28 protein-coding genes and 3 tRNA genes are annotated in these 24,367 nt (G+C 70.3%); 11 read left to right on the top strand and 20 right to left on the bottom strand.

Annotation, left to right across the window (positions count from 1 at the left end; all coding sequences use genetic code 11):
- The 11 genes from RAMLITH_RS14520 to trpE form a co-directional block, all read right to left on the bottom strand.
- A partial coding sequence (locus RAMLITH_RS14520; protein WP_238344209.1) for a GTP-binding protein occupies positions 1 to 125 on the bottom strand: 125 nt, incomplete at its 3' end.
- A 70-nt stretch (positions 126 to 195) separates the two neighbouring features.
- Positions 196 to 270: transfer RNA gene (locus RAMLITH_RS14515), tRNA-Thr, on the bottom strand.
- Between the two features lie 17 nt (positions 271 to 287).
- Positions 288 to 361: transfer RNA gene (locus RAMLITH_RS14510), tRNA-Gly, on the bottom strand.
- A 112-nt stretch (positions 362 to 473) separates the two neighbouring features.
- Positions 474 to 559, bottom strand: a tRNA-Tyr gene (locus RAMLITH_RS14505).
- 48 nt (positions 560 to 607) lie between these two features.
- Positions 608 to 1,423, bottom strand: a complete 816-nt coding sequence (locus RAMLITH_RS14500) for a uracil-DNA glycosylase (protein WP_420376912.1) — start codon at positions 1,421 to 1,423, stop codon at positions 608 to 610.
- Positions 1,416 to 2,207: an indole-3-glycerol phosphate synthase TrpC gene (trpC, locus tag RAMLITH_RS14495; RefSeq protein WP_168108118.1), complete on the bottom strand. Its 792-nt coding sequence runs from the start codon at positions 2,205 to 2,207 to the stop codon at positions 1,416 to 1,418. The genes RAMLITH_RS14500 and trpC overlap by 8 nt, the downstream gene beginning before the upstream one ends.
- A gap of 3 nt (positions 2,208 to 2,210) precedes the next feature.
- Entirely contained in the window at positions 2,211 to 3,242 is a 1,032-nt protein-coding gene (gene trpD, locus RAMLITH_RS14490) for an anthranilate phosphoribosyltransferase (RefSeq protein ID WP_168108117.1), read from the bottom strand.
- A 1-nt stretch (position 3,243) separates the two neighbouring features.
- A complete protein-coding gene (locus RAMLITH_RS14485) occupies positions 3,244 to 3,906 on the bottom strand; it encodes a LysE family translocator (protein WP_168108116.1) in 663 nt (220 codons plus the stop codon).
- A 7-nt stretch (positions 3,907 to 3,913) separates the two neighbouring features.
- A complete protein-coding gene (ltaE, locus tag RAMLITH_RS14480) occupies positions 3,914 to 4,954 on the bottom strand; it encodes a low-specificity L-threonine aldolase (RefSeq protein WP_168108115.1) in 1,041 nt (346 codons plus the stop codon).
- A complete protein-coding gene (locus RAMLITH_RS14475) occupies positions 4,951 to 5,523 on the bottom strand; it encodes an anthranilate synthase component II (protein ID WP_181017783.1) in 573 nt (190 codons plus the stop codon). The genes ltaE and RAMLITH_RS14475 overlap by 4 nt, the downstream gene beginning before the upstream one ends.
- Before the next feature lie 17 nt (positions 5,524 to 5,540).
- Complete coding sequence (gene trpE, locus RAMLITH_RS14470; RefSeq protein ID WP_168108113.1) at positions 5,541 to 7,040, bottom strand: anthranilate synthase component I; 1,500 nt, start codon at positions 7,038 to 7,040, stop codon at positions 5,541 to 5,543.
- Positions 7,041 to 7,329: 289 nt separating this feature from the next.
- On the opposite strand from trpE, the gene RAMLITH_RS14465 reads away from it, so the two are divergent.
- From RAMLITH_RS14465 to RAMLITH_RS14455, 3 genes are all read left to right on the top strand, one after another.
- Complete coding sequence (locus tag RAMLITH_RS14465) at positions 7,330 to 7,911, top strand: chalcone isomerase family protein (protein WP_168108112.1); 582 nt, start codon at positions 7,330 to 7,332, stop codon at positions 7,909 to 7,911.
- A 138-nt stretch (positions 7,912 to 8,049) separates the two neighbouring features.
- Entirely contained in the window at positions 8,050 to 8,646 is a 597-nt protein-coding gene (locus RAMLITH_RS14460; RefSeq protein WP_168108111.1) for a TetR/AcrR family transcriptional regulator, read from the top strand.
- 151 nt (positions 8,647 to 8,797) lie between these two features.
- Positions 8,798 to 10,168 carry an MATE family efflux transporter gene (locus RAMLITH_RS14455; RefSeq protein WP_168108110.1) on the top strand — a complete coding sequence of 457 codons (1,371 nt, stop codon included), beginning with the start codon at positions 8,798 to 8,800 and terminating at the stop codon, positions 10,166 to 10,168.
- 36 nt (positions 10,169 to 10,204) lie between these two features.
- On the opposite strand, the gene RAMLITH_RS14450 is transcribed toward RAMLITH_RS14455, so the two are convergent.
- The 5 genes from RAMLITH_RS14450 to RAMLITH_RS26080 all read right to left on the bottom strand — a co-directional run bounded on the left by RAMLITH_RS14450 (position 10,205) and on the right by RAMLITH_RS26080 (position 14,089).
- The gene (locus tag RAMLITH_RS14450; protein ID WP_168108109.1) at positions 10,205 to 10,417 is read right to left on the bottom strand and encodes a DUF1059 domain-containing protein; all 213 of its coding nucleotides are present in this window, start codon (positions 10,415 to 10,417) and stop codon (positions 10,205 to 10,207) included.
- Positions 10,418 to 10,553: 136 nt separating this feature from the next.
- A complete protein-coding gene (gene gph / locus RAMLITH_RS14445; RefSeq protein WP_420376911.1) occupies positions 10,554 to 11,255 on the bottom strand; it encodes a phosphoglycolate phosphatase in 702 nt (233 codons plus the stop codon).
- A 67-nt stretch (positions 11,256 to 11,322) separates the two neighbouring features.
- Positions 11,323 to 11,610 (bottom strand): hypothetical protein, encoded by a 288-nt coding sequence (locus RAMLITH_RS14440; RefSeq protein WP_168108108.1) that lies wholly within the window; start codon positions 11,608 to 11,610, stop codon positions 11,323 to 11,325.
- Positions 11,611 to 11,736: 126 nt separating this feature from the next.
- The gene (locus RAMLITH_RS14435; protein ID WP_168108107.1) at positions 11,737 to 13,890 is read right to left on the bottom strand and encodes a catalase; all 2,154 of its coding nucleotides are present in this window, start codon (positions 13,888 to 13,890) and stop codon (positions 11,737 to 11,739) included.
- A 76-nt stretch (positions 13,891 to 13,966) separates the two neighbouring features.
- Positions 13,967 to 14,089, bottom strand: coding sequence for a hypothetical protein (locus tag RAMLITH_RS26080; RefSeq protein WP_272954189.1), 123 nt, complete (start codon positions 14,087 to 14,089; stop codon positions 13,967 to 13,969).
- Positions 14,090 to 14,318: 229 nt separating this feature from the next.
- Between RAMLITH_RS26080 and RAMLITH_RS14430 the strand changes: the two genes are divergently transcribed.
- Entirely contained in the window at positions 14,319 to 14,630 is a 312-nt protein-coding gene (locus tag RAMLITH_RS14430; protein WP_168108106.1) for a hypothetical protein, read from the top strand.
- Here the strand turns inward: RAMLITH_RS14430 and rpe are convergent.
- The gene (rpe, locus tag RAMLITH_RS14425; protein WP_168108105.1) at positions 14,620 to 15,303 is read right to left on the bottom strand and encodes a ribulose-phosphate 3-epimerase; all 684 of its coding nucleotides are present in this window, start codon (positions 15,301 to 15,303) and stop codon (positions 14,620 to 14,622) included. The genes RAMLITH_RS14430 and rpe overlap by 11 nt on opposite strands.
- Positions 15,304 to 15,345: 42 nt before the next feature.
- On the opposite strand from rpe, the gene apaG reads away from it, so the two are divergent.
- The 7 genes from apaG (at position 15,346) to RAMLITH_RS14390 (ending at position 21,139) form a co-directional block, all read left to right on the top strand.
- Positions 15,346 to 15,726: a Co2+/Mg2+ efflux protein ApaG gene (gene apaG / locus RAMLITH_RS14420; protein ID WP_168108104.1), complete on the top strand. Its 381-nt coding sequence runs from the start codon at positions 15,346 to 15,348 to the stop codon at positions 15,724 to 15,726.
- A 66-nt stretch (positions 15,727 to 15,792) separates the two neighbouring features.
- Positions 15,793 to 17,052 (top strand): cation:proton antiporter, encoded by a 1,260-nt coding sequence (locus RAMLITH_RS14415; RefSeq protein ID WP_168108103.1) that lies wholly within the window; start codon positions 15,793 to 15,795, stop codon positions 17,050 to 17,052.
- Positions 17,045 to 18,202, top strand: a complete 1,158-nt coding sequence (locus RAMLITH_RS14410) for a YbdK family carboxylate-amine ligase (RefSeq protein WP_420376910.1) — start codon at positions 17,045 to 17,047, stop codon at positions 18,200 to 18,202. Before RAMLITH_RS14415 ends, RAMLITH_RS14410 begins: the two co-directional genes overlap by 8 nt.
- Positions 18,203 to 18,223: 21 nt before the next feature.
- Entirely contained in the window at positions 18,224 to 19,180 is a 957-nt protein-coding gene (gene thiL, locus RAMLITH_RS14405; RefSeq protein ID WP_168108101.1) for a thiamine-phosphate kinase, read from the top strand.
- 48 nt (positions 19,181 to 19,228) lie between these two features.
- Positions 19,229 to 19,729, top strand: a complete 501-nt coding sequence (locus RAMLITH_RS14400; RefSeq protein ID WP_238344187.1) for a thermonuclease family protein — start codon at positions 19,229 to 19,231, stop codon at positions 19,727 to 19,729.
- Positions 19,730 to 20,129: 400 nt separating this feature from the next.
- A complete protein-coding gene (locus tag RAMLITH_RS14395; protein ID WP_168108100.1) occupies positions 20,130 to 20,663 on the top strand; it encodes a phosphatidylglycerophosphatase A family protein in 534 nt (177 codons plus the stop codon).
- Between the two features lie 44 nt (positions 20,664 to 20,707).
- Positions 20,708 to 21,139 (top strand): CinA family protein, encoded by a 432-nt coding sequence (locus RAMLITH_RS14390; protein ID WP_168108154.1) that lies wholly within the window; start codon positions 20,708 to 20,710, stop codon positions 21,137 to 21,139.
- Here the strand turns inward: RAMLITH_RS14390 and RAMLITH_RS14385 are convergent.
- From RAMLITH_RS14385 to RAMLITH_RS14375, 3 genes are read right to left on the bottom strand one after another with little or no spacing between them, the layout of a single operon-like run.
- Positions 21,127 to 21,534, bottom strand: coding sequence for a PIN domain-containing protein (locus tag RAMLITH_RS14385; RefSeq protein ID WP_337786155.1), 408 nt, complete (start codon positions 21,532 to 21,534; stop codon positions 21,127 to 21,129). The genes RAMLITH_RS14390 and RAMLITH_RS14385 overlap by 13 nt on opposite strands.
- Positions 21,527 to 22,750, bottom strand: coding sequence for a THUMP domain-containing class I SAM-dependent RNA methyltransferase (locus RAMLITH_RS14380; protein ID WP_168108098.1), 1,224 nt, complete (start codon positions 22,748 to 22,750; stop codon positions 21,527 to 21,529). The genes RAMLITH_RS14385 and RAMLITH_RS14380 overlap by 8 nt, the downstream gene beginning before the upstream one ends.
- Before the next feature lie 13 nt (positions 22,751 to 22,763).
- Positions 22,764 to 24,311, bottom strand: coding sequence for an RNA polymerase factor sigma-54 (locus RAMLITH_RS14375; protein ID WP_168108097.1), 1,548 nt, complete (start codon positions 24,309 to 24,311; stop codon positions 22,764 to 22,766).
- Between the last annotated feature and the right edge of the window lie 56 nt (positions 24,312 to 24,367).

Genomic DNA, 24,367 nt, shown 5'->3' with positions numbered 1-24,367 from the left:
CCGCCGAACTTGGAAGCCAGCACCGAGGTGATCGCCGCCGTCAGCGTGGTCTTGCCGTGGTCCACGTGGCCGATGGTGCCAACGTTGACGTGCGGCTTGGTGCGCTCGAATTTTCCTTTTGCCATTTTCGACTCCGAAAGTAACTAGACGATCACTCGCTCTACACGGCGCCGCCTCATGGACCGCGCCTGTAACTGGTGCCCTTGGCGGGAATCGGACCCGCGACCTCTCCCTTACCAAGGGAGTGCTCTACCACTGAGCCACAAGGGCAGAATTCATCAGGTTCGTGGAGCGGGAGACGGGAATCGAACCCGCGTCATTAGCTTGGAAGGCTAAGGTTCTACCATTGAACTACTCCCGCATCGGGTGAACTTCAACGACCCCGGCAGGTACCGAACCCTTCCGGATCCGTCCTTCTCTTCGCTCGCACAAACCACTTCAAAACATTTCGCCGACCTCGACACAAGCGAGGCTGGTGGAGGAGGCTGGATTCGAACCAGCGTAGGCGTAAGCCAACAGATTTACAGTCTGCCCCCTTTAGCCACTCGGGCACCCCTCCGGCGAACCTCGAACTATAGCACGGTTCAAAACGCTCGTCAGCCGCGGACTACACCTTTTCCCCTCCGTCACGGCCGGTTGCCGCAGCCGCGCCTGGACCCGGCGCGCCGAACAGTCCCGCCACCCCCCGCCGGGCCAGCCACTCGCGTGCCTGCGCGAAATGGCCGCAGCCCAGGAACGGCACCGGCGGCCGCCGGGCGGACAGGGGTGAAGGGTGGTTGGCCTGCAGCAGCAGGATCTCGCAGCCATTGCGGTCGGCCACCTCCCGGATGAGCCCGGCCTTGGCCTGCGCGTGGCCGCCCCAGAGCAGGTAGGCGCACGGCGACGCGCGGCTCGCGACCGCTGCCAGCAAGGCGTCGGTGAGCCGCTCCCAGCCGCGCTTCGCGTGGCTGGCCGGCTGGCCTTCCTCCACGGTGAGGCAGGTGTTGAGCAGCAGCACGCCTTGCCGGGCCCAGGGCAGCAGCGAGCCGCCGCTCGGCGGCGGCCCTTCGCCACAGGCCAGTTCACGGAAGATGTTGCGCAGCGAAGGCGGCAGGGCCACGCCGTCGGGCACCGAAAAGGCCAGTCCTTCGGCCTGCCCGCGTCCGTGGTACGGATCCTGGCCCAGCACCACCGCCCGCACGCGCTCCGGCGGGGTCTCCTCGAGCGCGCGGAACGGCCGCGGCGGAAAGACGGTTGCCCCGGCCGCAAGCCGTGCGGTCATGAACTCGCCCAGTCGCTGCCCGGCGTCGCTCGCCAGGAATTCGTCGATGACCGGCCGCCAACCCGGCGCGACCGGCCAGCGCTCCGGCTCCCAGCGCAGCAGCCGGTCCGGCGCGCGCTCGCCCAGGTCCAGCTGGGTCTGGTCCAGGGCGCGGTCAGGCACCGAACAGCGCCTCGAGCGCCGCGCCCGGATCGTCCGCGCGCATGAACGCCTCGCCGACCAGGAACGCGTGCACACCGGCATCGCGCATGCGCTGGACATCGGCCGGACCGAGGATGCCGGACTCGGTGACCAGCAGCTTGGCCGGCGGCACCCGCTCCATCAGCGACAGCGTGGTCTCGAGCTTCACCTCGAACGTGCGCAGGTCGCGGTTGTTGATGCCCAGCAGCGGCGTCTTGAGCTTCAGGGCGCGCTCCAGCTCCGCGCCGTCGTGCACTTCGACCAGCACCGCCATGTCGAGGCTGCGGGCAATCGCCTCCAGCTCGGCCATCTGCTCGTCCTGCAGGCAGGCGGCGATCAGCAGGATGCAGTCCGCGCCGACCACCCGCGACTCGTACACCTGGTACGGATCGACAATGAAGTCCTTGCGCAGTACCGGGAGGTCGCAGGAGGCGCGTGCCTGCTTCAGGTAGTCGTTCTGCCCCTGGAAAAACTGGCGGTCGGTCAGCACCGACAGGCAGGCGGCGCCGGCCTCCGCATAGCTCTGCGCGATGTCGGCCGGGATGAAATCGGCGCGCAGCAGGCCCTTGCTGGGGCTGGCCTTCTTGATCTCGGCGATCACGGCGCTGCGGCCGGCCGCGATCCTGCGGCGCAGCGCGCCTTCGAAGTCGCGCGTGAGCACCCGGCTGAGCGCGTCGTCGCGCATGGCCTCCAGCGGCACCCGCTTCTTCGCGGCGGCAACCTCCTGGCGCTTGACCTCGACGATCTGGTTGAGGATGTCGGCCATGGCTCAGGCCGCCAGGGATTGGGAGACGGCGATCAGCTGCTCCAGCTTCGCCTTCGCGGCGCCGGAGGCCAATGCTTCGCGCGCCTTGGCCAGCCCGGCCGGGATGCTGTCGGCGACGTTGGCCGCATACAGCGCCACCGCGGTGTTGAACAGAACGATGTCGCGCGGCGCGCCCGGCTGGTTGTCCAGCACGCCCAGCAGCATCGTGCGCGACTGCTCGGGCGTCTCCACCTTGAGGGACCGGTTGCTCGCCATCGGCAGTCCGAAGTCCTCCGGATGGATCTCGTACTCGTGGATTTCGCCGTTGACCAGTTCGCCGACCATGGTCGCAGCCCCCAGGCTCACCTCGTCCATCCCGTCGCGGCCATAGACCACTACCGCGTGCTCGGCGCCGAGCCGCTGCAGCGCACGCACCTGGATGCCGACCAGGTCGGGGTGGAACACGCCCATCAGGATGTTGGGGGCGCTCGCCGGATTGGTGAGCGGGCCCAGGATGTTGAAGATGGTGCGCACGCCCAGCTCCTTGCGCACCGGCGCCACGTTCTTCATCGCCGGGTGGTGGTTCGGCGCGAACATGAAACCGATGCCGACCTCGGCGATGCAGCGCGCGATGGCGTCGGGCGGCAGGTTGATGTTCAGGCCCAGGCTTTCCAGCACGTCGGCGCTGCCGCTCTTGCTGGAGACGCCACGCCCGCCATGCTTGCTCACCTTGGCGCCCGCCGCCGCCGCGACGAACATCGAGCAGGTGGAGATGTTGAAGGTGTGCGAGCCGTCGCCGCCGGTCCCGACGATGTCGACCAGGTGGGTCTTGTCGGCGACGTTCACCTTGGTCGAGAACTCGCGCATCACCTGGGCGGCGGCCGTGATCTCGCCGATGGTTTCCTTCTTGACGCGCAGCCCCGTGATCAGCGCCGCCATCATCACGGGCGAGAGTTCGCCGCTCATGATCATGCGCACGACCTTCAGCATCTCGTCGTGGAAGATCTCGCGGTGTTCGATGGTGCGCTGCAGCGCTTCCTGCGGCGTGATCGGCATGTCAGCCTCCTGTGGATGGACGTGGTGAATGGTCGGAAACAGCCAGGGCGAGGCCGAAGCCGATGAACATGAGCGCGGCGGCGCGGTCGAGCCAGCGCATGGCATTGCGCACTGCGTCGCGGCGTGCCAGCCAGGCGGCCGCCAGCGCCCAGCCGCTGTTGACGGGGATCGAGTTCAAGGTGAACAGCAGCCCCAGCAGGAGGAAGGCCGTGACCTTGTCCGGCGCATGCGCCGGGATGAACTGCGGCATGAATGCCAGGAAGAACAGCGCCACCTTGGGGTTCAGCACGTTGGTGAGGAAGCCCTCGCGGAACACCGTGCCCGCCCGCGCCGGCAACGCTGCCTGGCGCGGCTCGAGGACGGGCGCGGCCGGCGGCGCCTTGGCCAGCAGGATGCGAACGCCCAGCCACACCAGGTAGGCCGCGCCGGCGAACTTGAGCACCATGAACGCCGGCGCCGAAGCGGCCAGCAACGCGCCCAGGCCCACGGCCGCGGCGACGACGTGCACCAGGCAGCCGGCCGCGATCGCCAGGCCCGCCAGCACGCCGGCCCGCGCGCCGGAACGCAGCGCAGTCGTCACGATGTACAGCACGTCCGGGCCCGGCGTGAGGTTCAGCAACCACCCCGCCAGGACGAACAGCACCAGTTGTTGCCCGTCAGGCATCGCACCCTCAGCGCGCGAAGAACTGCCGGATGGCAGCTGCGGCGCGGTCGACGCCTGCCGTGTCCACATCGAGGTGCGTCACCAGCCGCAGGCGGTACAAGCCGATGGCGAGCACCCCCTGGTCCGCCAGGTGCTTCAGGAGCGCCGCCGAACGGTCGCGCGCGGCGCCGACCAGATCGACGAAGAGCATGTTCGTCTGGGGCGGCTCCACCCGCAGGCCGTCGATGCCCACGAGTGCGTCGGCCAGTCGGCGGGCGAGCGCGTGGTCCTCGGCGAGCCGCTCCACGTGATGGTCCAGCGCGTGGCTGGCGGCGGCCGCCAGCATGCCGGCCTGCCGCATGCCGCCGCCGGCCATCTTGCGGATCCGCCGGGCGCGGGCGATCAGCTCGCGCGAACCGCACAGCGCCGACCCGACCGGCGCGCCCAGCCCCTTGCTGAAACAGACCGACACGCTGTCGAAGCGCTGCGCGATGCGCCGCGCCTGCGCGTACGGATCCCCGCCCGCGGCCTGCGCCACCGCCGCATTGAACAGCCGCGCCCCGTCGAGGTGCGTGGCGAGGCCCAGGCGGCGCGCCAGCGCCGTCGCGTCCTCGATATACGTCATCGGGATCAGTTGGCCGCCCAGCGTGTTTTCCAGGGCCAGCAGGCGGCTGCGGGCGTAGTGCGGGTCGTCGGGCTTGACCGCTGCTTCGATGTCGGCGAGCGCCAGCGTGCCGTCAGGCTGGTGGGCGATCGGCTGCGGCTGCACGCTGCCGAAGACGGCGGCGCCGCCGCCTTCCCAGCGATAGCAGTGCTGCATCTGGCCGACGATGTACTCGTCGCCGCGCTGGCAATGGGCCAGCACCGCGCACAGATTGCTCTGGGTGCCCGTCGGCACGAACAGGGCTGCCTCGAAGCCGAGCATCCCGGCGATCTTCTCCTGCAACGCATTCACGCTCGTGTCGTCGCCGAACACGTCGTCCCCCAGCGGCGCGGCCGCCATGGCGGCGCGCATCGCGGCCGTCGGCCGGGTGACCGTGTCGCTTCGAAGATCCACGAGCGTCGTCATCGCTGCTCCTGCAGGAAGTTGCGCAGCATGGCATGTCCATGCTGCGTGAGGATGGATTCGGGATGGAACTGCACGCCCTCGACCGCCAGCTCGCGATGCCGCACACCCATGATTTCGCCGTCGTCGGTCCAGGCCGTCACGGCCAGGTCGTGCGGGCAGGTGGCGCGCTCGATCGACAGCGAGTGGTAGCGGTTGACGGTGAACTGCCTCGGCAGCCCCTGGAACACGCCTTCGCCGGTGGTGGTGATCACGCTGGTCTTGCCGTGCATCAGTTCGCGGGCGCGGATGATCTTCGCGCCGAACGCGGCGCCGATCGACTGGTGACCGAGGCAGACGCCGAGGATCGGGAGCTTGCCGGCGAAATGCCGGATGGCGGCCACCGAGATCCCCGCTTCGGCGGGGGAGCAGGGACCGGGGGAGATGACCAGCCGGTCGGGGCGGCGCTGCTCGATGCCTTCGACGGTGATCTCGTCGTTGCGGAACACCTCCACCTGGGCGCCCAGCTCGCCGAAGTACTGCACCAGGTTGTAGGTGAAGCTGTCGTAGTTGTCGACCATGAGGAGCTTCATGCGTGGCGGTCGGCTGTTCATTCCAGCCCCTCCTCGACCAGCTCGGAAGCCCGCAGCAGCGCCCGCGCCTTTGCTTCGGTTTCCTTCCATTCCAGCTCGGGCACGGAGTCCGCCACCACCCCCGCCGCCGCCTGCACGTACAGCATCTGGTCCTTCACGATGCCGGTGCGAATCGCGATCGCCACGTCCATGTCGCCGGCATAGCTCAGGTAGCCGCACGCGCCGCCGTACAGGCCGCGCTTGTTCGGTTCGAGCTGGTCGATCAGCTCCATTGCATGCACCTTCGGCGCGCCCGTCAACGTACCCGCCGGGAAAGTGGCCTTCAGCACATCGATGCTGTCCATGCCTTCGTTCAGGATGCCTTCGACATTGCTCACGATGTGCATCACGTGGCTGTAGCGCTCGATCGCGAAGGCTTCGGTCACCTTGACGCTGCCGGTCTTCGCGATGCGGCCGATGTCGTTGCGCGCCAGGTCGATCAGCATCACGTGCTCGGCCCGCTCCTTGGGATCGGCCAGCAGTTCCTGCTCGATCGCCTTGTCGCGCTCCGGGGTCGCGCCGCGCGGCCGCGTTCCGGCCAGCGGACGGATGGTGACCTTGTTGCCGTCCTCGGTCTGCTCCTGGCGCACCAGGATCTCCGGCGACGCGCCCACTACGTGGAAGTCGCCGAAGTGGTAGTAATACATGTACGGGCTGGGGTTCAGCGAGCGCAGCGCGCGGTACAGCGACAGCGGCGACTCGGTGTAGCGCTTCTTGATCCGCTGCCCCACCTGCACCTGCATGAAGTCGCCGGCGGCGATCAGCTCCTTGGCGCGCTCCACTGCCTCCAGGTAGTCGGTCTTGGCGAACTCGCGTTCCGCCGGAAAGCCCTGGGTCTGGCGCACCACCGGCGCGCTGACGGAGTATTTCAGGAGCTCGCGCAGTTCGCGCAGACGCTTCTTTCCGTTGGCGAACGCCTCCGGCTGGCCGGGGTCGGCGTAGACGATCAGGTACAGCTTGCCCGAGAGGTTGTCGATGACCGCCAGCTCTTCGCACTGCAGCAGCAGGATGTCCGGGCAGCCCAAAGTGTCGGGCGGACAGCTGTGTTCCAGCTTCCGCTCGATGTAGCGGACGGTGTCGTAGCCGAAGTAGCCGGCGAGGCCGCCGCAAAAGCGCGGCAACCCCGGGCGCAGCGCCACCTTGAAGCGCTTCTGGTACTCGCCGATGAAATCGAGCGGGTTGCCGTGCGCCGTCTCGACTACCTGCCCGTCGCGCACCACCTCGGTCTTCGCCTCCGGACCGAAACCGCTGGCGCGCAGCAGCGTGCGCGCCGGCAGGCCGATGAAGCTGTAGCGCCCGAAGCGCTCGCCGCCTACGACGGACTCCAGCAGGAAACTGTGCTTGCCCCCGTCCTTGGCGTGCGCCAGCTTCAGGTACAGCGACAGCGGCGTCTCCAGGTCGGCGAAAGCCTCGGCGATCAGCGGGATGCGGTTGTATCCCTGCAGCGCCAGGCTCTTGAATTCGAGTTCGGTGATCAAGGGTGAGCCTCCACAAGCTCGGCGACCGGTGCGGCCGCTGGACGTTCAAATCGATTGCCCCGGGGCGGGGCGCGAAGCACGGCGGGACCGTGCGATCAGAAATGCATCAGCGACGCCAGGGCCAGGCTCCCCGGCTGGAGCGCCCCGTGTCGGCATTTCGGTGGATGGACATGGGCAAAGTGTAGCAAACCACCTTGCCGCACGACCGACCGCCCCGGAAAACCCGCTTGCGGCGCGGCCGCCATCGCCCAAGAATCGAACGATCATTCTTTTTCGACGGAGAAGGCAGATGAACGGAGTCAAACGCTGGCTGGTGGTCGCGGCGCTCGCCGCCGCGCCGGCGGCCTGGGCCGACGTGACGGTGGCCGGCGTGAAATACGAGGACGCGGCGGAACTGGCCGGCACCAGGCTCGCCCTGAACGGCGCCGGCATCCGCACCAAGGTGATCTTCAAGGTCTACACCGCGGGCCTGTACCTGCCGAAGAAGTCCGCCACGGCGGACGAAGTCCTGGCACAGGCCGGCGCCAAGCGCATCAGCCTCACGATGCTGCGCGAGGTCGACGCCGACGAATTCGGCGCCGCCTTCGCCAAAGGGATCGAGGAGAACAACGACGCGGCGACGCTGGCCCGGCTGGCGGGAAGCATCCAGCGCATGAACCGCATCTTCGCCGAACACAAGAAGCTGGCGACCGGCGACAGCATCGCCATCGACTGGGTACCCGGCGCCGGCACGTCGATCCGCGTCAAGGGCGCGGCCCAGGGCGAGCCGATCCGCGAGCCCGAGTTCTACACCGCGCTGCTGCGCATCTGGCTCGGCCCGGCGCCGGCCGATCGCAGCCTCAAGGAAGCGCTCCTGGGCAAGCCGGCGTAGCGGCCTGGCCTGCGGCCCAGGCTCCGCGCGTGGTCTTGCGGCGCGAGCCGCAAGAACCCGGAGCCGCCCGCTGATGACCGCGGGAATATGATGGGCATCATATTGGCGTATGGTGCAACCACCCTCCGCCACGATCGCATGGATCACACCCCCAGCCGCAAGCAGCTCACGCACGATCGGATCGTCGAGACCGCCGCGCGCACCTTGCGCCGCACCGGCTTCGACGGGGTGGGCGTCGCCGACATCATGCACCAGGCCGGGCTCACGCACGGCGGCTTCTACGCGCACTTCGCGTCGCGCGAGGCGCTGCTGGCCGAAGCCCTGGAGCACGCCGGGGGGGAGAGCGCGCAGCGGCTGCAGCGCGCCATCGCGGCCGGCCGGGCGCGGGGCTTGACGCCGTTGCGGGCGCTGGTGGAGGGCTATTTGTCCGAAAGCCACCTGAAGGCCCTGGAGGCCGGCTGTCCGGTCGCGGCGCTGGCTTCCGAGATGTCGCGCCAGCCGGAGGCGGTGCGGCAAGTCGCGGCCGCGCGAATCCAATCCCTGCTAGCCGCCGTCGACGCGGCGCTGCCCGAGGGCTGCGCGCCAGGGACGGCCGCCGCGGTCGCGGGCCAGCTGGTCGGCTCGCTGCAGCTGGCCCGCGCGCTGGGCGACACGGCGCAGGGGCGCCGTCACCTTGCGACCGCGCGCCGTCTGCTGCTCGAGCAGTTCGAAGCTCCGCGCTCCGGCGTGCGCTGACCATGCAGAGCCCACGCCCATGTCGCTCGAACCGAAATATGACGAACGTCATATGGAAAGAGAAGCCGCCGATGCGCCCTGCCCGCTCCCTCCTGCTGCTGGCCGGCGCCGGTCGCGGCTCCGCACTCGCCCCCGCCATCCGGAGGGACTCGTGAGCGCCGCCGCAGCCGCGCGGTCGACGGCAACGCACAGGATGCTGCACGGCCCGGTCCTCGGGACCCTGCTGCGCCTGGCCACGCCGAACGTGGTCGGGCTGTTCGCCGCCACGGTGATGATCGGCTTCGACGGCTACATCGTCGGCCGGCTGGGGCCGCAGGCGCTGGCCGGGGTGGCCGTGGTGCTGCCGCTGGCGATGCTGATGCTGCAGATGTCGGCCGGCGCGTTCGGCGGCAGCACCACCGCCGTCGTGGCCCGGGCGCTCGGTGCGGATGACGCCGCCCTGGCAGGGCGGCTCGCACGCCACGCGCTGCTGGTCGGGCTCGCCGCATCGCTGCCGTTCACCGTGCTGGCGACCGGCCCCTGGCTCTATGCGCTCATGGGGGCGCGCGACGATGCGCTGGAGCAGGCCTCCCGCTACGCGACGGTGCTGTTCGCCGGCGCCGCGGCGGTCTGGACGGCCAGCGTGCTCGGCGGCGTGGCGCGCGGCGCCGGCGACATGCTGGCGGCCTCGCTCACCCAGATCGGCACCACGGTCATGCACCTGATGCTGTGCCCTCTGCTGGTCTTCGGCCTGGGCCCGCTGGCACCGCTCGGGGTCGCCGGCGCGGCCGCCAGCACCGTTGCGTGCAACGCAGTGTCGGCGCTCGCGCTGTTGGCGTGGCTGAGCCGCGGCAGCGGGCCCTTGCGCCTCCTGCGCGGCCCCTGGCAATGGCAGCGGGCCGCCTTCCGCCGGGTCCTGGCCCTGGCGCTGCCGTCCGCCGCGAATCCCTTGCTGAGCAACACTTCGATCGCGCTCACCACGGCCTACGCCGGCAGCTACGGCACGGCGGTGGTTGCCGCCTACGGGATCGCCGCGCGACTGGAATACATCCTGGTGCCGATCGCCTTCGGCATGGGGAGCGCGCTCACGGCCATGGTCGCCACCAATCTAGGCGCGCGCCAGGCAGCGCGCGCCAAGCACGCCACGTGGGCGGGTGCGGTCCTGGTGCTTGGCGTCACGGGCGCAATCGGCGTGGTGGCCGCGCTGTGGCCACAGGCATGGATGGTCATGTTCACCAGCGACAGCGTCGTGCACAGCGCCGGCGTCAGCTACCTGCGCATCGTCGGCGGCTGCTATGGATTCTTCGGCCTGGGGCTGGCGCTGTTCTTCGCCTCCCAGGGCGCGGGCCGCCTGCGCTGGCCGCTGGCCGCCAGCAGCCTGCGCCTGGGCGTGGTGGCGCTGGGCGGCTGGCTGGCAGTCCATGCCACCGGCGGCCCGCCCCAAGCGCTGTACGCGGTCGTGGCGCTGAGCCTCTGCACGCTGGGCCTCACATTGGCCGCAGCCATCCATGCCGCCGACTGGGACGGCGGCGAGCGCTCGTGAGCGCCCGGGCGCGGGCCTCGCGCGGCCGGGCGCAGCTCAGGCGTGGGCAGGCGCCTCGACCGGCGGCGTGCCTTCGTGGAACGCGCCGCGGATCATCTGCCGGAATTCGGGCGTGTCCTCGTGCTGATGCACCGCGACCGCGTGCTGCACTGCCGCTTCCAGCAGTTCCTCGTCGGTGTCGGCGGCGATGGCCACGGTGCAATGCGAGTCGCTCGGCACTTCGCGGCAGTCGATGTACTTGCGCGTCATGAGGACCTCCATGCTCCAGGAGCGAGGACCGGCCCGACCCCACGTCGGGCGCTGGCCATCGTCCAGTATGGTGGCCGAGCCGGTTGGCGCCATCCCCTGTTTTCGGGACAGGAAGGCGAGCGAAGCGGGGAACGGCTCAGGCGCCGGCAAGCCAGCGCGGCAGGTCCGCCAGGGAGTCGACAAAACCGTCGGCCGGCACGTCGCGTACCGGCTCCCCGTGGTTGTAGCCGTAGGTCACCAGCACCACCGGGCATCCGGCCGCGCGCGCCGCCTGCGCGTCGTTGCTGGAATCGCCGATCGCCAGCGTGCGTGACGGCGCCACGCCAAGTGCTTCGCAAGCCTTGACGAGCGGCAGCGGATCGGGCTTCTTGCGCTCGAAGGCGTCGCCGCCGAACACCAGTTCGAAATGGTGCGACAGGCCCTTGGCCTCCAGCAACGGCCTGGCGAACGCCGTGGGCTTGTTGGTGAGGCACACGAGGCGCAGCCCGGCGCCGCGCAGCGCCGCGAGTCCGCCATCCACGCCGGGATAGACCACGGAGTGCCGGCCGTTGATGGCGAGATAGTGCCGCTGGTAGGACTCCCAGGCGGCGCCGAAGGAGCGCTCGCCAGCGCCGGCCTGGGCCAGCACGGAACGGATCAGGTGTTCGGACCCTTTGCCGACCAGGCGGGCGATGGCCGCCGCATGCATGGCGGGCAGCTCGAGCTCCTCGAGCATCCGGTTCAGGGCGAACTCGAAATCGCCGAGCGTGTCGACCATGGTGCCGTCGAGGTCGACGATGGCGGCGTGCAGGTCGTGCGGGATGTGCTGCATCGTGGGGCGCGGGCCAAAGCTGCGCATTCTGGCCCATGAAGCGTCCGCGCCAGAAAAAAGGGCGCCCCAGGCGCCCTCGCGGGTCACGGCTGGCTCAGCGCCGGCTGCCGCCTTCGTCGGCCGGCGGCTCGCACCCGGGTTCGCCCGCCGTCTTCGCCTTCCTTGCCGCGCTCTTGCCCCGCCCCGCCGGCCGCACGGCGGCGCCGGCGCGGCGGACGTCGAACGTGAACGCGTTGGCGAGGGACTTCCTTGGGGCCGGCCGGTCGCTGTCGACTTCTCGCTGGCGCTCCGGGTCCAGCGAGACGAAGCCGCGGTTGGTCGAGCCGGTGTGGGCCCACCAGGCCTGGGCCGCGCCGCTGCGGTGTGGCTGACTGGTCACCATGGCGCTTCTCCTGCAAGGAATGCTGACAGCCCGCCGCGGGCGGCCGGACTGCAATTTGGAGCCCCCCGCCGCCGCGCGTCAAGCGCGAGCGTGGATAACCCCAGGGCCGAGCAGGCGCGTCGGGGATCAGGCCGGCACGGCCTCCAGGTTGCCCCGGCTCCAGTGGCGGTGCCTGGCCAGCTCGGCAACGAATTCCTGCGCCAGTTGGGCGCGGGAGGGCGGGTCGTTGCGACCCAGCACGACGCCGGGCACCGCGGGGCTGCCCTCGCCGGCCCCTATCCCCAGGGTGCGCAGCAGCTGAACGCCTTCGCCGATCACGCCGATCGTCTTGCAGTGGCGGTAGGCTTCCAGCACGAAATGCACGGCGTCGCCGTTGGCCGCCAGCACCTGCGCGCTGGCGCCGCCTGGCACCAGCACGGCGTCGAACATCACCGAGGACACGGTGCAGAACGTGTGGTCCACCGCCAGCTGCTGGCCCGAAGCCGTGGCGACGCTGCCCAGGTTGGCCGCGACGACGCGGCACGTCGCTCCCGCGTCCTGCAGCGCCTGCTGCACCACGCGCAGGGCCCCGACCTCGACGCCGCTCGCGACCAGCACGGCGACGCGACGGGTGGCAATGCCGTTGCCATTGCCTTCCATGCTCAGCGCCGGCGAGGCCTCGACCGGCAGCCGGGCGGCGACGTCGCGAAATCCCGCCCGTCCGGCGGCCGCGCGAGCGTCCGGGCTGAGGCCCAGCGGCTCGGCGACCTTGCGCGCCAGCTTGGCGTCCACGTGGGCGAGGTTGTCGACGACGCGCTGGCGGATCGCCGCCACTTCCACCTTCGACAGCTCGTACTGGAAGGCCGCGACGATGTGGTCCTTCTCGACCGCGCTCTGGCTGTTCCAGAACATGCTGGCCTGGCTGAAGTGGTCGTCGAAGCTGGGGCTGCGCCGGCGGACCTTGGGCGACTCGAACTCGTCGGGCACGCTCTGGAACCCCTGCTGCCCGCCGTCGACGCGCGACTCGGCCCCGCTGGCCAGCGAGTTGGGCTCGTACGAGACCTGCCCCTTGTTCAGCAGCATGCGATGCGCGCCGTCGCGCTGGAAGTTGTGGAAGGGGCACACGCCGCGGTTGATCGGCAGCTCGTGGAAGTTCGGCCCGCCGAGCCGTCCCAGCTGCGCGTCGGTGTACGCGACGAGACGCCCCTGCAACAGCGGGTCGCTGCTGAAATCGATGCCGGGAACCACGTGCCCCGGATTGAAGGCGACCTGCTCGGCTTCGGCGAAATGGTTGTCGGGATTGCGGTTGAGGACCAGCTTGCCCACGGTCAGCACCGGCACCAGTTCCTCGGGCACCAGCTTGGTCGCGTCCAGCAGGTCGAAGCCCAGGGCGGCGGCCTTGGCCTCGTCGATCACCTGCAGCCCCAGTTCCCATTCCGGGAAGTGGCCCTGCGCTATCGCCTCCCACAGGTCGCGCCGGTGGAAGTCGGGGTCGCGCCCGGCGAGCTTCTGCGCCTCGTCCCACAGCAGCGCATGCCTGCCCAGCTTCGGCCGCCAGTGGAACTTGACGAAGTGCGACGCGCCCTTGGCATTGACGAAGCGGAACGTGTGGACCCCGAAGCCTTCCATCATCCGCCAGCTGCGCGGCAGGGCGCGGTCCGACATCAGCCACATCAGCATGTGCGAGCTCTCGGGCATCAGCGACGCGAAGTCCCAGAACGTGTCGTGCGCGCTCGACGCCTGCGGCATGCCATGGTGCGGCTCGGGCTTCCAGGCATGCAGCAGGTCGGGAAACTTCATCGCGTCCTGGATGAAGAACACCGGCACGTTGCTGCCCACCAGGTCGTAATTGCCTTCGCGGGTATAGAACTTCACCGCGAAGCCGCGGACGTCGCGCACGGTGTCGGCCGACCCGCGCGCGCCGCTGGCGGTGGAGAACCGCACGAACACCGGCGTGCGGCTGCCCGCTTCCTGCAGGAAGTCGGCCCGCGTGTATTCGACCAGCGAGCGCGTGAGCTCGAAATAGCCGTGCGCACCGGCGCCGCGCGCGTTCACGACGCGCTCGGGGATGCGTTCGCGCCCGAGATGCAGCAGCTTCTCGCGCAGGATGAAGTCCTCGAGCAGCGTCGGCCCGCGCGCGCCGGCGCGCAGCGAATTGTGGTTGTCGGGGATGACCACGCCCTGGTTCGTGGTCAAAAGGCTCTCCGGTCCCTGGCTGAAGGACTCCAGCTGCTTCTGCTTGGCGGCGAGCGCCTCGCTCGCCTTCGACTTGCGCTGGGTCTCCTGCTTGGACTGTGGCATGCACTGCTCCCTTGGTTGTTCTTCTCGGACTGCTACGCGGCGGCCTGCCGGCACGCGCGCGGATTCGGGGGCGGCATCAGCTCGCGTCCAGGTCGAGCGCGGCCTCGAGCATGCTCGCGAGCGCGGCCAGGGCGATCGCACCGGCGACGCCGGCGGCGCACCAGACCAGCCATTCCGGCATCACGGCGAACAGATCCATCACTTCTCCCTGCCTTGCGAGTGCCGCCAGCTTAGGCAAGCTCATGTGGACTGCCCGTAGTGTCGCGGCGGGGGGCGCTGTGAGGCTGCCGCGCTTTTGCGGGTAGGACGGCTCCCACAGCGCGGTGCGGCCGCGACCGGCCTGTTCCTACACCGGTGGCACGGCACGTCCTACCGCCGGCCGCGCTCGCACGACCGACGATCGCGGCATCAGCACATGAAAGACAGCCATGCACAACCGCAACGCCGGTGGAGGCGATGAATACGGACCGCAAACGCGGCCCGAAGCGCGCGAAGCGCAGGGCGACACGCGGGCGGCGCAGGGGCCGGTCCAGCAGCCGCGGCCGCGCATGCCCCACGAGCGCGACGAGTCGGTCGACAGCCAGGCTGCGGCCGAGCCGTCGGGCCGACGAATGGGGCAGATGGCGCACGACGACGTCGAGCGCGGACTGGTCGACACCGACAAGGGACCGGTGATCGACCAGGCCTACGAGAAGGCCCGCAAGACCTCGGACAACCCGGACACGAAGTTCAGGGGCTGAGTGCGGCCCGCATCGCGGCGACGACGCGCGCGTAATCCGGCTGGCCGAAGATGGCGCTGCCGGCCACGAAGGTGTCCGCGCCGGCCGCCGCCACGCGGGCGATGTTGTCGACCTTGATCCCGCCGTCGACCTCCAGCCGGATGTCTTTCCCGCACGCCTCGATGCGCCGGCGCGCCTGCTCGATCTTGCGCAGCGCGGAGTCGATGAAGCCCTGCCCGCCGAAGCCGGGGTTGACGCTCATGATCAGGACGAGGTCGATCTCGTCGATCATCCAGTCGAGCACGTCGAGCGGCGTCGCCGGGTTGAAGACGAGGCCGGCCTTGCAGCCGGCCGCCTTGATCGCCTGCACGCTGCGATGCACGTGGCCCGATGCCTCGGGGTGGAAGCTGATGTAGTCGGCGCCGGCCTGGGCGAACGCCTGCGCGATCGCGTCCACCGGCTGCACCATCAGGTGCACGTCCACCGGCACCGCGGCGCCCTGCGGCGTGACGGCGTGCGGCTTGAGGGCCGCGCAGACCATCGGCCCGAACGTCAGGTTCGGCACGTAATGGTTGTCCATCACGTCGAAGTGGATCCAGTCGGCGCCGGCCGCGATCACGTTGCGCACTTCCTCGCCGAGGCGTGCGAAGTCGGCGGACAGGATGGACGGTGCGATGCGGGCGGGGCTTGTCATGGCGGAATTCTCGCAAATCGGCGAACAGGTACCATCGCCGGGATGGCAAAGTACAGCTTCCGCGTGGCGGTCGAGCCGCAGTTCCTGCCCGAGCAGTCGGTGCCCCGGGAGCGGATCTACAGCTTCGCTTACACGATCACGATCACCAACAACGGCGAGGTGCCGGCGCAGCTGATCTCGCGCCACTGGATCATCGCCGACGCCGACGGCGCCACCGAAGAGGTCAAGGGCCTCGGCGTGGTCGGGCACCAGCCGCTGCTCAAGCCGGGCGAAGCGTTCCAGTACACCAGCGGCTGCCGCCTGCGTACCCCCAGCGGAAGCATGCAGGGCACTTATTTCTGCGTCGCCGAGGACGGCACGCGTTTCGACGTCGAGATCCCGGCGTTCGTGCTCGACGACGGCAGCCGCCGCGTGCTGCACTGATGCAGCGGCGCCGCACCGCGCACCGCTGAGGCCGGGTACAGTCCGGCGCGAGGAGAACCCAAGGGAATGTCCGAACTCATGGCCATCTGGGCCGAATGGCTCAGGCCGTCCGCCGGCCTGCCGACCGTGCAATGGGCACTGCTGCTGGCCGTGGCCGCGGCGGCCGGCCACCTGCTGCAACGCCACACCGGGGTGCCCAAGGTCGTGGGCTATTCCTTCATCGGCGCGCTCGCGGGGCTCACGGGCTTTTCCGGCACCGGCTGGCCACTGCAGGGACTGTCGCTGTTCCTGCTGGAACTCGGCGTCGCCGTCGTCCTGTTCGAGGCCGGCGGGCGCGTCGCGCTGCGCTGGTTCCGCCACAACCCGATGGTGCTGCTGCAGAGCCTGTGCGAGGCGCTGCTGACGGCCTTCGCCGTCACCTACGCGCTGCGCTGGATGGGCGTGCAGTCCACGGTGGCCGAAGCGCTGGGCCTGATCGCCATGGCGGCGTCGCCAGCCGTCCTCAGCCGGGTGGTGATGGACACCGGCGCTTCCGGCCCCGTGACCGAGCGCGCCCTGGTGCTCTCGACCTTGAGCACGCTCTATGCGCTGACGCTCGTCAGCGCCCGCGCCGGGGTGATGCACCGGCCGCAGACCGGCGCCTGGGAAACGCTGTACCCGGTGATGGTGGTGCTGGGCGTTTCGTTCGTCGTCGGTGCCGTGCTGGCGCTGGTGCTGCGGATGGCCTTGCGGGTGATGATCCCGACCAGCGAGAACACGTCCATGCTGCTGATCGCGCTGATCGCCGCCGCCGCCGCGATCGCCGCGCACCTGGGCGGCTCGGCGCCGCTGGCCGCGCTGATCGGCGGCATCATCCTCAAGCAGCTCAACCCGCGGCCCTGGGCCTGGCCGCGCCAGCTCGGCAGTGCCGCGTCGCTGTTGATCACGCTGATGTTCGTGCTCGTCTCGCTGGTGGCGGCGCAGGCGCCGTGGAACCCGGCCGTGGCCGGACTGGTGGGCGCGCTGGTGCTGGTGCGCATCGGCGCCAAGCTCGCCGGCGTGGAGCTCGCCAACTGGGGCAGCGGCACCAACTGGCGCCAGGCCTTCTGGACCGGCTGCGCGATGGCGCCGATGTCGGCCGTGGCGCTGCTGCTCGTGACGCAGTTCCTCGCCTCGTCGCTGACGCTGGGTCCGCGCATCGCCAGCATCGCGCTGCCGGCGATCCTGCTGATGGAAGTGCTGGGAGCCGTGATCGCCACCTTCGCCCTGTACCGCGCCGGCGAGAGCTCGGTTCCCACCCATGTCGGCAGCGCGCCGGCCCGCGGACCGGGAGCACTGCGTGGATAAGCCGGCGGAGTCCGGCCGCGTGGCCGAAGCCGCGAAACTGGAGCCGTTCCAGCACTCGGCGGCCCTGTCGCTGGGCGTCGAGCTCGAGCTGCAGTTGGTCAACACCCACGACTACGACCTGGCGCCGTACTCGGACGAGATGCTGCGGCTCATGGCCGGGCACAAGCTGCCGGGCGCGGTGGTGCCGGAGATGACCTCGAGCATGATCGAGATCTCCACCGGCGTGTGCCAGTCGACGGCGCAGGTGCAGGAGGAGCTCTCCGCGATCCGCGACGCGCTGGTCAAGTCCGCCGACAAGCTCAACATCGCGGTGGTGGGCGGCGGCACGCATCCGTACCAGCAGTGGCACGAGCGGCGCATCTACGACAAGCCGCGCTTTCGCGAGCTGTCGGCGCTGTACGGCTACCTGTCCAAGCAGTTCACGATCTTCGGCCAGCACGTGCACGTGGGCTGTCCCGACGCCGACAGCGCGCTGCTGATGCTGCACCGGATGTCGCGCTACATCCCGCACTTCATCGCGCTGTCCGCGTCCTCGCCGTTCGTGCAGGGCCAGGACACGCAGTTCGATTCGGCGCGCCTGAACTCGGTGTTCGCGTTCCCGATGTCGGGCCGAGCGCCGTTCACGCTGCGCTGGTCGGAGTTCGAGCACTTCTTCGCCAAGACCACCCGCACGGGCGTGGTCAGGAGCATGAAGGACTTCTACTGGGACATCCGCCCCAAGCCTGAATACGGAACGATCGAGATCCGCGTCTTCGACACGCCGCTGACGGTGCGCCGCGCCGTGGCGCTGGCGGCCTTCGTGCAGTGCCTGGCCGCCTGGTTCCTGCACGACCAGCCCTTCGTGCCGGAGGAGGACGACTACATGGTCTATACCTACAACCGCTTCCAGGCCTGCCGCTTCGGGCTGGAGGCGGTGTACGTCGAGCCGACCACCGGCGAGCACCTGCCGCTGCGCGAGCACATCCTGTCGACGCTGGATCGGCTGGCCGTGCACGCGCGCCCGCTGGGCGCCACCAAGCAGCTGCAATACCTGGCCGAGGACGTCGAGAACGCCACCAACGACGCCTGCTGGCTGCGCGACCGGCATGCCCGCGAGCGCCTGCTGGCCGAAGTCGTGCGCCAGGCCGCCCACCGCTTCCGCAGCGAGTGAGCCGCGAGCGACAATGTCGCCGTGGGTGAATTCGAACTGATCGACCGCTATTTCAAGCGCCCGGCGCGGCGCCATCCGCTGGGCGTGGGCGACGACTGCGCGCTGCTGGGGCTCGCGCCCGGCATGCAGCTGGCCGTGTCCTGCGACATGCTGGTGGAAGGCCGCCATTTCCTGGCCACCGTGGACCCGCGCAAGCTGGGCCACAAGTCCCTCGCCGTGAACCTGAGCGACCTGGCCGCGTGCGGCGTCGAGCCGCTGGCGTTCGTGCTGGCCCTGGCGCTGCCGCAGGCGGACGACGCCTGGCTGGAGCCGTTCTCGCGCGGGCTGCTGGCGCTGGCCGACCAGCACGGCTGCGAACTGGTGGGCGGCGACACGACGCGCGGCCCCCTCAACATCTGCGTGACCGTGTTCGGCCAGGTGCCGCCCGGGCAGGCGCTGCTGCGTTCGGGCGCACGCGAAGGCGACGACATCTACGTGAGCGGCACGCTGGGCGATGCCCGGCTGGCGCTCGAGGCGTTCCGCGGCACCGTGTCGCTGTCGGGCGAAGTGTTCGACGCCACGCGCGCGCGCCTGGAGACGCCGACGCCCCGCGTGGCCCTGGGCCTCGCGCTGCGCGGCGTCGCCAGCGCGGCGATCGACGTCAGCGACGGGCTCGCCGGCGACCTCGGCCACATCCTCGATCAGTCGCGGGTGGGCGCGCGGCTGGAGGTGGACCTGTTGCCCGGCCTGATGGCGGCCCCGACCGGCGCCGTCCCGCACGAGCGGCGCCTGGAGTGCGTGCTGGCCGGCGGCGACGATTACGAGCTGCTGTTCACGGCCGCACCGGCGCAGGCCGGCGCCGTGGCGGCGGCGGCCGCGGCGGGCGGCGTGGCGGTCACGCGGATCGGCCGCATCGAAGCCGAGCCGGGACTGCGCATCGTCGATGGCGGCGGGCGGCCGGTGCCGCATCGCTACGCCTCCTTCGACCATTTCGCCTGAACTTCATCGCACTGTCGGCGCCGGTGCCGCGACGGCCGTTGCCAACCCATGACCGTCCTGTCGCACTGCCTGCGCCGCGCCTTGGCCGTGGCCGCCCTCGCCGCGCCGCTGTGGCTGCACGCGGCGCCGTTCGCAGGCGTGGTCACCCATGTGAGCGACGGCGATTCGCTCTGGATCCGCCCGCTGGCGGGCGGCGAGCCAGTCGAGGTCCGGCTGCAAGGCATCGATGCGCCGGAGATCTGCCAGCCGCACGGGCGCGAAGCGCGGGCCGCCCTCGCCGCCCTGGCGCTGCACCGCCAGGTCACGGTGCGCCCGCGCGCGCGCGACCGCTACGACCGTGTGCTGGCGCGAGTGGGCCTCGACGGCCAGGACCTCGGCGGCTGGATGGTCGAACACGGCCATGCCTGGTCCGATGGCTGGCGCGGCAGCGGCGGCCCGTACGCGCGCCAGCAGGCGCAGGCCGCCGGCACGCGGCTGGGCCTGTGGCGCAGCGCCGGCGCGCTGGAGCCGCGCACCTTCCGGAAGCGCCACGGCAGTTGCCACCGGTGACCCGGCGCGCTCGTTACCATGAGGGCCTGTTCACACTATTTTTGACAGATGCGTTGCGAGTCAAAAAGGTCAAGTGCTAGGCGCCGCGGTCGAAATAATTGGGGTCAGATTCCAATTTCGTTCCGGCGCGATGCGCCGGCCTCCAGGCCCGTTCACGGGCCTACGAATTTGGAATCTGACCCCAATTATTTCGACCGCGGCAACAACGCAATTGGCCTTTTTGGCCGCAACCCGGAGGGAACGTGCTGATAACCGCGCCACTCGTTGTTGAACTCCTAGCCAAGGCGTCCAGCCTTGGCGTTGTCGTCCGCCTAGATTGGCGCGGTTCTCAGCACGTTCGCACTGCCAAAAATAGTGTGAACAGGCCCTAGCCCATGCCAAGCCTTTCCGTTCGCGCGCGATGACGACGGCGCCGCTCGCCCCGCCGGTGCGCCCGCCCGTGCTGCGCCCGACCGCCCGGTTCATGTTCGCGCACCCGGCGCACTTCATTGCCCTCGGCTTCGGCTCCGGCCTCTCGCCGGTCGCGCCCGGCACCGTCGGCACGGCCTTCGGCTGGGCCAGCTACCTGCTGCTGCAGGACTGGTTCACCGCCGGCCAGATCGGCATCGTGATCGTCATCTCCACGCTCGTCGGGCTGTGGGCCTGCACCCGGACTGCCGACGACATGCGCGTCATGGACCCGGGGAGCATCGTCTGGGACGAGATCGTCTCGTTCTGGATCGTCCTGTGGCTGGTGATGCCGGCGGGGTTCTGGGCGCAGGCGGCGGCGTTCGTGCTGTTCCGCCTGCTCGACTCGGTCAAACCCGGACCGATCGCCTGGGCCGACAGCCTCTTCCACGGCTTCGGCTGGCGCGCCGGATTCGGCATCTTCTTCGACGACCTGGTCGCCGCCTTCTGCACCTTGCTGCTGATCGCGGGCTGGAGGTTCCTGTGAGCGGCGTCGAGCAACTGGCGGCCCTGTTGCTGGCGCGCGGCTGGATGCTCGCCACCGCGGAAAGCTGCACCGGCGGGCTGATCGCGGCCGCGTGCACCGATCTCGCCGGATCGAGCGCCTGGTTCGACCGCGGCTTCGTCACGTACTCGTATCCCTCCAAGACCGACCTGCTCGACGTCGCGCAGCCGCTGCTGGAGCAGCACGGCGCCGTCAGCGAGCCGGTCGCGCGCGCCATGGTGCTTGGCGCCGTGCGCCATTCGCAGGCGCGGGTGGCGGTTGCCGTGACGGGCATCGCCGGCCCCGCCGGCGCCACCGCGGACAAGCCGGTCGGGACGGTGTGGTTCGCCTATGCGGTGGACGGCGCCGTGGCCAGCGAATGCGTGCACTTCGGCGGCGACCGCGCCGCGGTGCGCGCGGCCACGGTGCGCCACGCGATCGAGGCCCTGGTGTCGAGGTTGCGCGATCAGGCGTCGTGAGCCGGCAGGGTCGCGCCGGCGTGCACGCCCAGCCCGGCCAGGCGCGGCGCCAGGGCCAGCACGGCGGCGTCCTTGCTCAGCAAGGTGCAGGCGTGATGCACCGCCAGGTCGACGAAGCACTGGTCATCCGGATCGCTGCACGTCACCGCGGCCCGCCCGGGCGCCGCGACGCGCTGCGAGCGGGCGTCGAAATGGTCCAGGACCTGCTGCGCCGCGAGCCCGGCGGCCGCGAGGCGCCGCGCCACTGCCGCGTAAGCGAGCACGCGTTCCAGTTCGTCGCGCATCGCGGCGGTCGCGATCCACCTCCACCGTCCGCGCAGCAGCCCGTCGTCCACCGCCGCGGCCGCCGGGTCGCGAAACACCAGCAGGTCCAGCACCACGTTGGTGTCAAGCACCAGGTGCTGCATCGCCGGAGCGGGCCGAACCCTTGATCATGTCGAAGCGGAACAGCCGGCACTCGATCGGGCCGTTCCACATCGGGACCCGGCGCGACTCCTTCAGCCGCATGCGGGTGGGCAGCTTGAAGTCGGGCGTCAGCACCCACGCAGTCCAGCCCGGGTAGTGGCGTTTCCAGTGGGCGGCGAGCTGGCTGAAAAAATCGGCGCCTTCGTCGGCCACCTGCGCCCGCTCGCGCCCGCCCTGGCTGCGGCCGGCGACGCCGGCGGTCTCGATCCGCTCGCCGTAGGGCGGATTGACGAGCATCACGCCCGGCTCGGCCGTGGGCGGCATGCGCTGCAGCGCGTCGCCGCCGCGCAGTTGCACGGCATGTTCCACGCCGGCCCGGGCGGCGTTGCGCTGCGCGAAATCGACCATCCGGAACGCCACGTCGCTGCCGAACACCGGCGCGCCCGGCGCACGCTGCTGGCTGCGCGCCTCTTCCCGCAGCGCGGTCCAGACATGCGCCTGGAACGCGAGCAGCTTCTCGAAGCCGAAGCGGCGCAACTGGCCCGGAGCGATGCGGCACGCCACCTGCGCGGCCTCGATGGCGATGGTGCCGCTGCCGCAGCACGGGTCGTACAGCGGCACCGTCGCGTCCCAGCCGCTGGCCGCGATCATCGCGGCCGCCAGCGTTTCCTTCAGCGGCGCCTCGCCCTTGTCCTCGCGCCAGCCACGCTTGAACAGCGGCTCGCCCGAGGTGTCGATGTACAGCGTGGCCATGTCGCTGGTCAGGTGCGCGTAGAGCCGCACGTCGGGACGGGCCGTGTCGACGTCGGGGCGGACACCGGCCTTGTGGCGGAACCGGTCGGCCACGGCGTCCTTGATCTTCAGGGCCGCGAAGTTCAGGCTCTTGAGCGGACTGTGCTGCGCCGTGACCTCCACCTTGAAGCTCTGGCGCGGCCCGAACCAGATCTCCCACGCGACGGCGCTCGCGGCCTCGTAGAGATCGTTCTCGCCGCGGTACGGCGTGTGCGAGAGCTGCACCAGCACCCGCTGCGCCAGCCGGCTGTGCAGGTTGAGCAGGAGCGCGTCGCGCCAGGACGCGCGCAGCACGACACCGCCGCGGCCGACCAGCAGGTCGTCGCCGGCGAGGCCCGTGAGCCGGTGGACCTCGTCGGCCAGGAAACCCTCGACGCCGGCCGCGCAAGGCAGGAACAGTTGCAGTTGGTTCATGGAAGCAGCGAGCCTACAACGCCCGGCGCAGGCTGGCCGGCGCGATCCGCAGCGCCTCGCGGTATTTCGCGACGGTACGGCGCGCGCATTCGATGCCCTGCTCCTTGAGCATGTCGGAAATCTGGCTGTCCGACAGCGGTTTCCTGAGGTTCTCGGCGGCGACGAACTGCCGGATCAGCGCCCGCACCGCGGTGCTCGACGCATTGCCGCCGGTCTCGGTGCCCAGGGCCGAGCCGAAGAAGTACTTGAGCTCGAAGGTGCCGTACGGCGTGGCCATGTACTTCGCCGTCGTCACCCGGCTGATGGTCGACTCGTGCAGGCCCAGCTCGTCGGCGATCTCGCGCAGCACCAGCGGGCGCATCGCCAGCTCGCCGTGCACGAAGAAGTTCTTCTGGCGCTCGACGATCGCCGTCGCCACCCGCAGGATGGTGTCGAATCGCTGCTGGATGTTCTTGATGAACCAGCGCGCCTCCTGCAGCCGCTGCTGCAGCGCCTGGTGGCCCTCGCCGCGGTGGCTGCGCAGCGCTGTGGCGTAGACCTCCTGCACCCGCAGCCGCGGCAGCACGTCCGGATTGAGTTGCACCCGGAACCGCGGCTGCCCGCCGCGGCCGACCTGCGTCACCAGCACGTCCGGCACGACGATGTTGCGGTCCGTGTTGCCGAACCGCCGCCCCGGCTTGGGCTCGAGGCGCACGATCAGCGCCATCGCGGCCTTGATGTCCGCTTCGGCCGCGCCGCACAGCTGCACCAGGCGCTTGACGTCGCGGCGCGCCAGCAGCTCCATCGGCTGGGCACAGATGCGCAGCGCCGTGGAGCAGGCGGTCCCGCCGGCGCCGGCCGCGCGCATCGCCTGCAGCTGCAGCGTGAGGCATTCGGCAAGCGTGCGTGCCCCGACCCCGGCCGGCTCGAGGCTCTGCAGCAGGCGCATCGCGACGGTGAAACGGTGCACCAGTTCCTCGCGCTGCTCCAGGTCGGGGCCGGCGAGCTCCTCCGCCAACGCCTCCAGCGGGTCGTCGAGGTACCCGTCCTCATTGAGGGAGCCGATCAGGAACTCCAGGGCGCAGCGGTCCTCGTGCGACAGCCGCAGCGACGCGGCCTGCCGCAGCAGGTGCGACTGCAGCGTCTCGTCGCCCGACGCCAGCTCGGTCGCGTCCATGTCCTCGTCGCCGGCGGCGTTGCCCGTGCGCGGCGTGGCGTCGCCACCCCATTCGCCGTCGTCGGCCACCATGTCGGTGGCGCCGTCGCCGTCCCAGTCGGGGGCGTCGGACTCCGCCGGCGAGATGGTCTCGCGTTCCGCCGAGCCGCCGTCGTCGGCCGCGCCGCCGTCATCGGGCCCCGCGTCACGGTCAGCGTCGCGCGGCGCGGTCTCCACCGCCGGCGGCCCGGCCTCTTCGCGCGGCGGCTCTTCCTGGTTCAGCTCGAGGAACGGGTTCTCGTCGAGCATCTGCTCGACCTCCTGCGCCAGTTCGAGCGTGGAAAGCTGCAGCAGCCGGATCGACTGCTGCAGTTGCGGCGTGAGCGCCAGGTGCTGCGAAACCCGCAGCGACAGGCCCTGCTTCATGGCAGGAACGCAGCCGGACCGCACGCGGGCCGGCAGGTAGCGATGCCAGGCGCGAT

The organism is Ramlibacter lithotrophicus (assembly GCF_012184415.1).
Classification (GTDB): domain Bacteria; phylum Pseudomonadota; class Gammaproteobacteria; order Burkholderiales; family Burkholderiaceae_C; genus Ramlibacter; species Ramlibacter lithotrophicus.
This window is presented reverse-complemented; position numbering and strand designations above follow the sequence as displayed.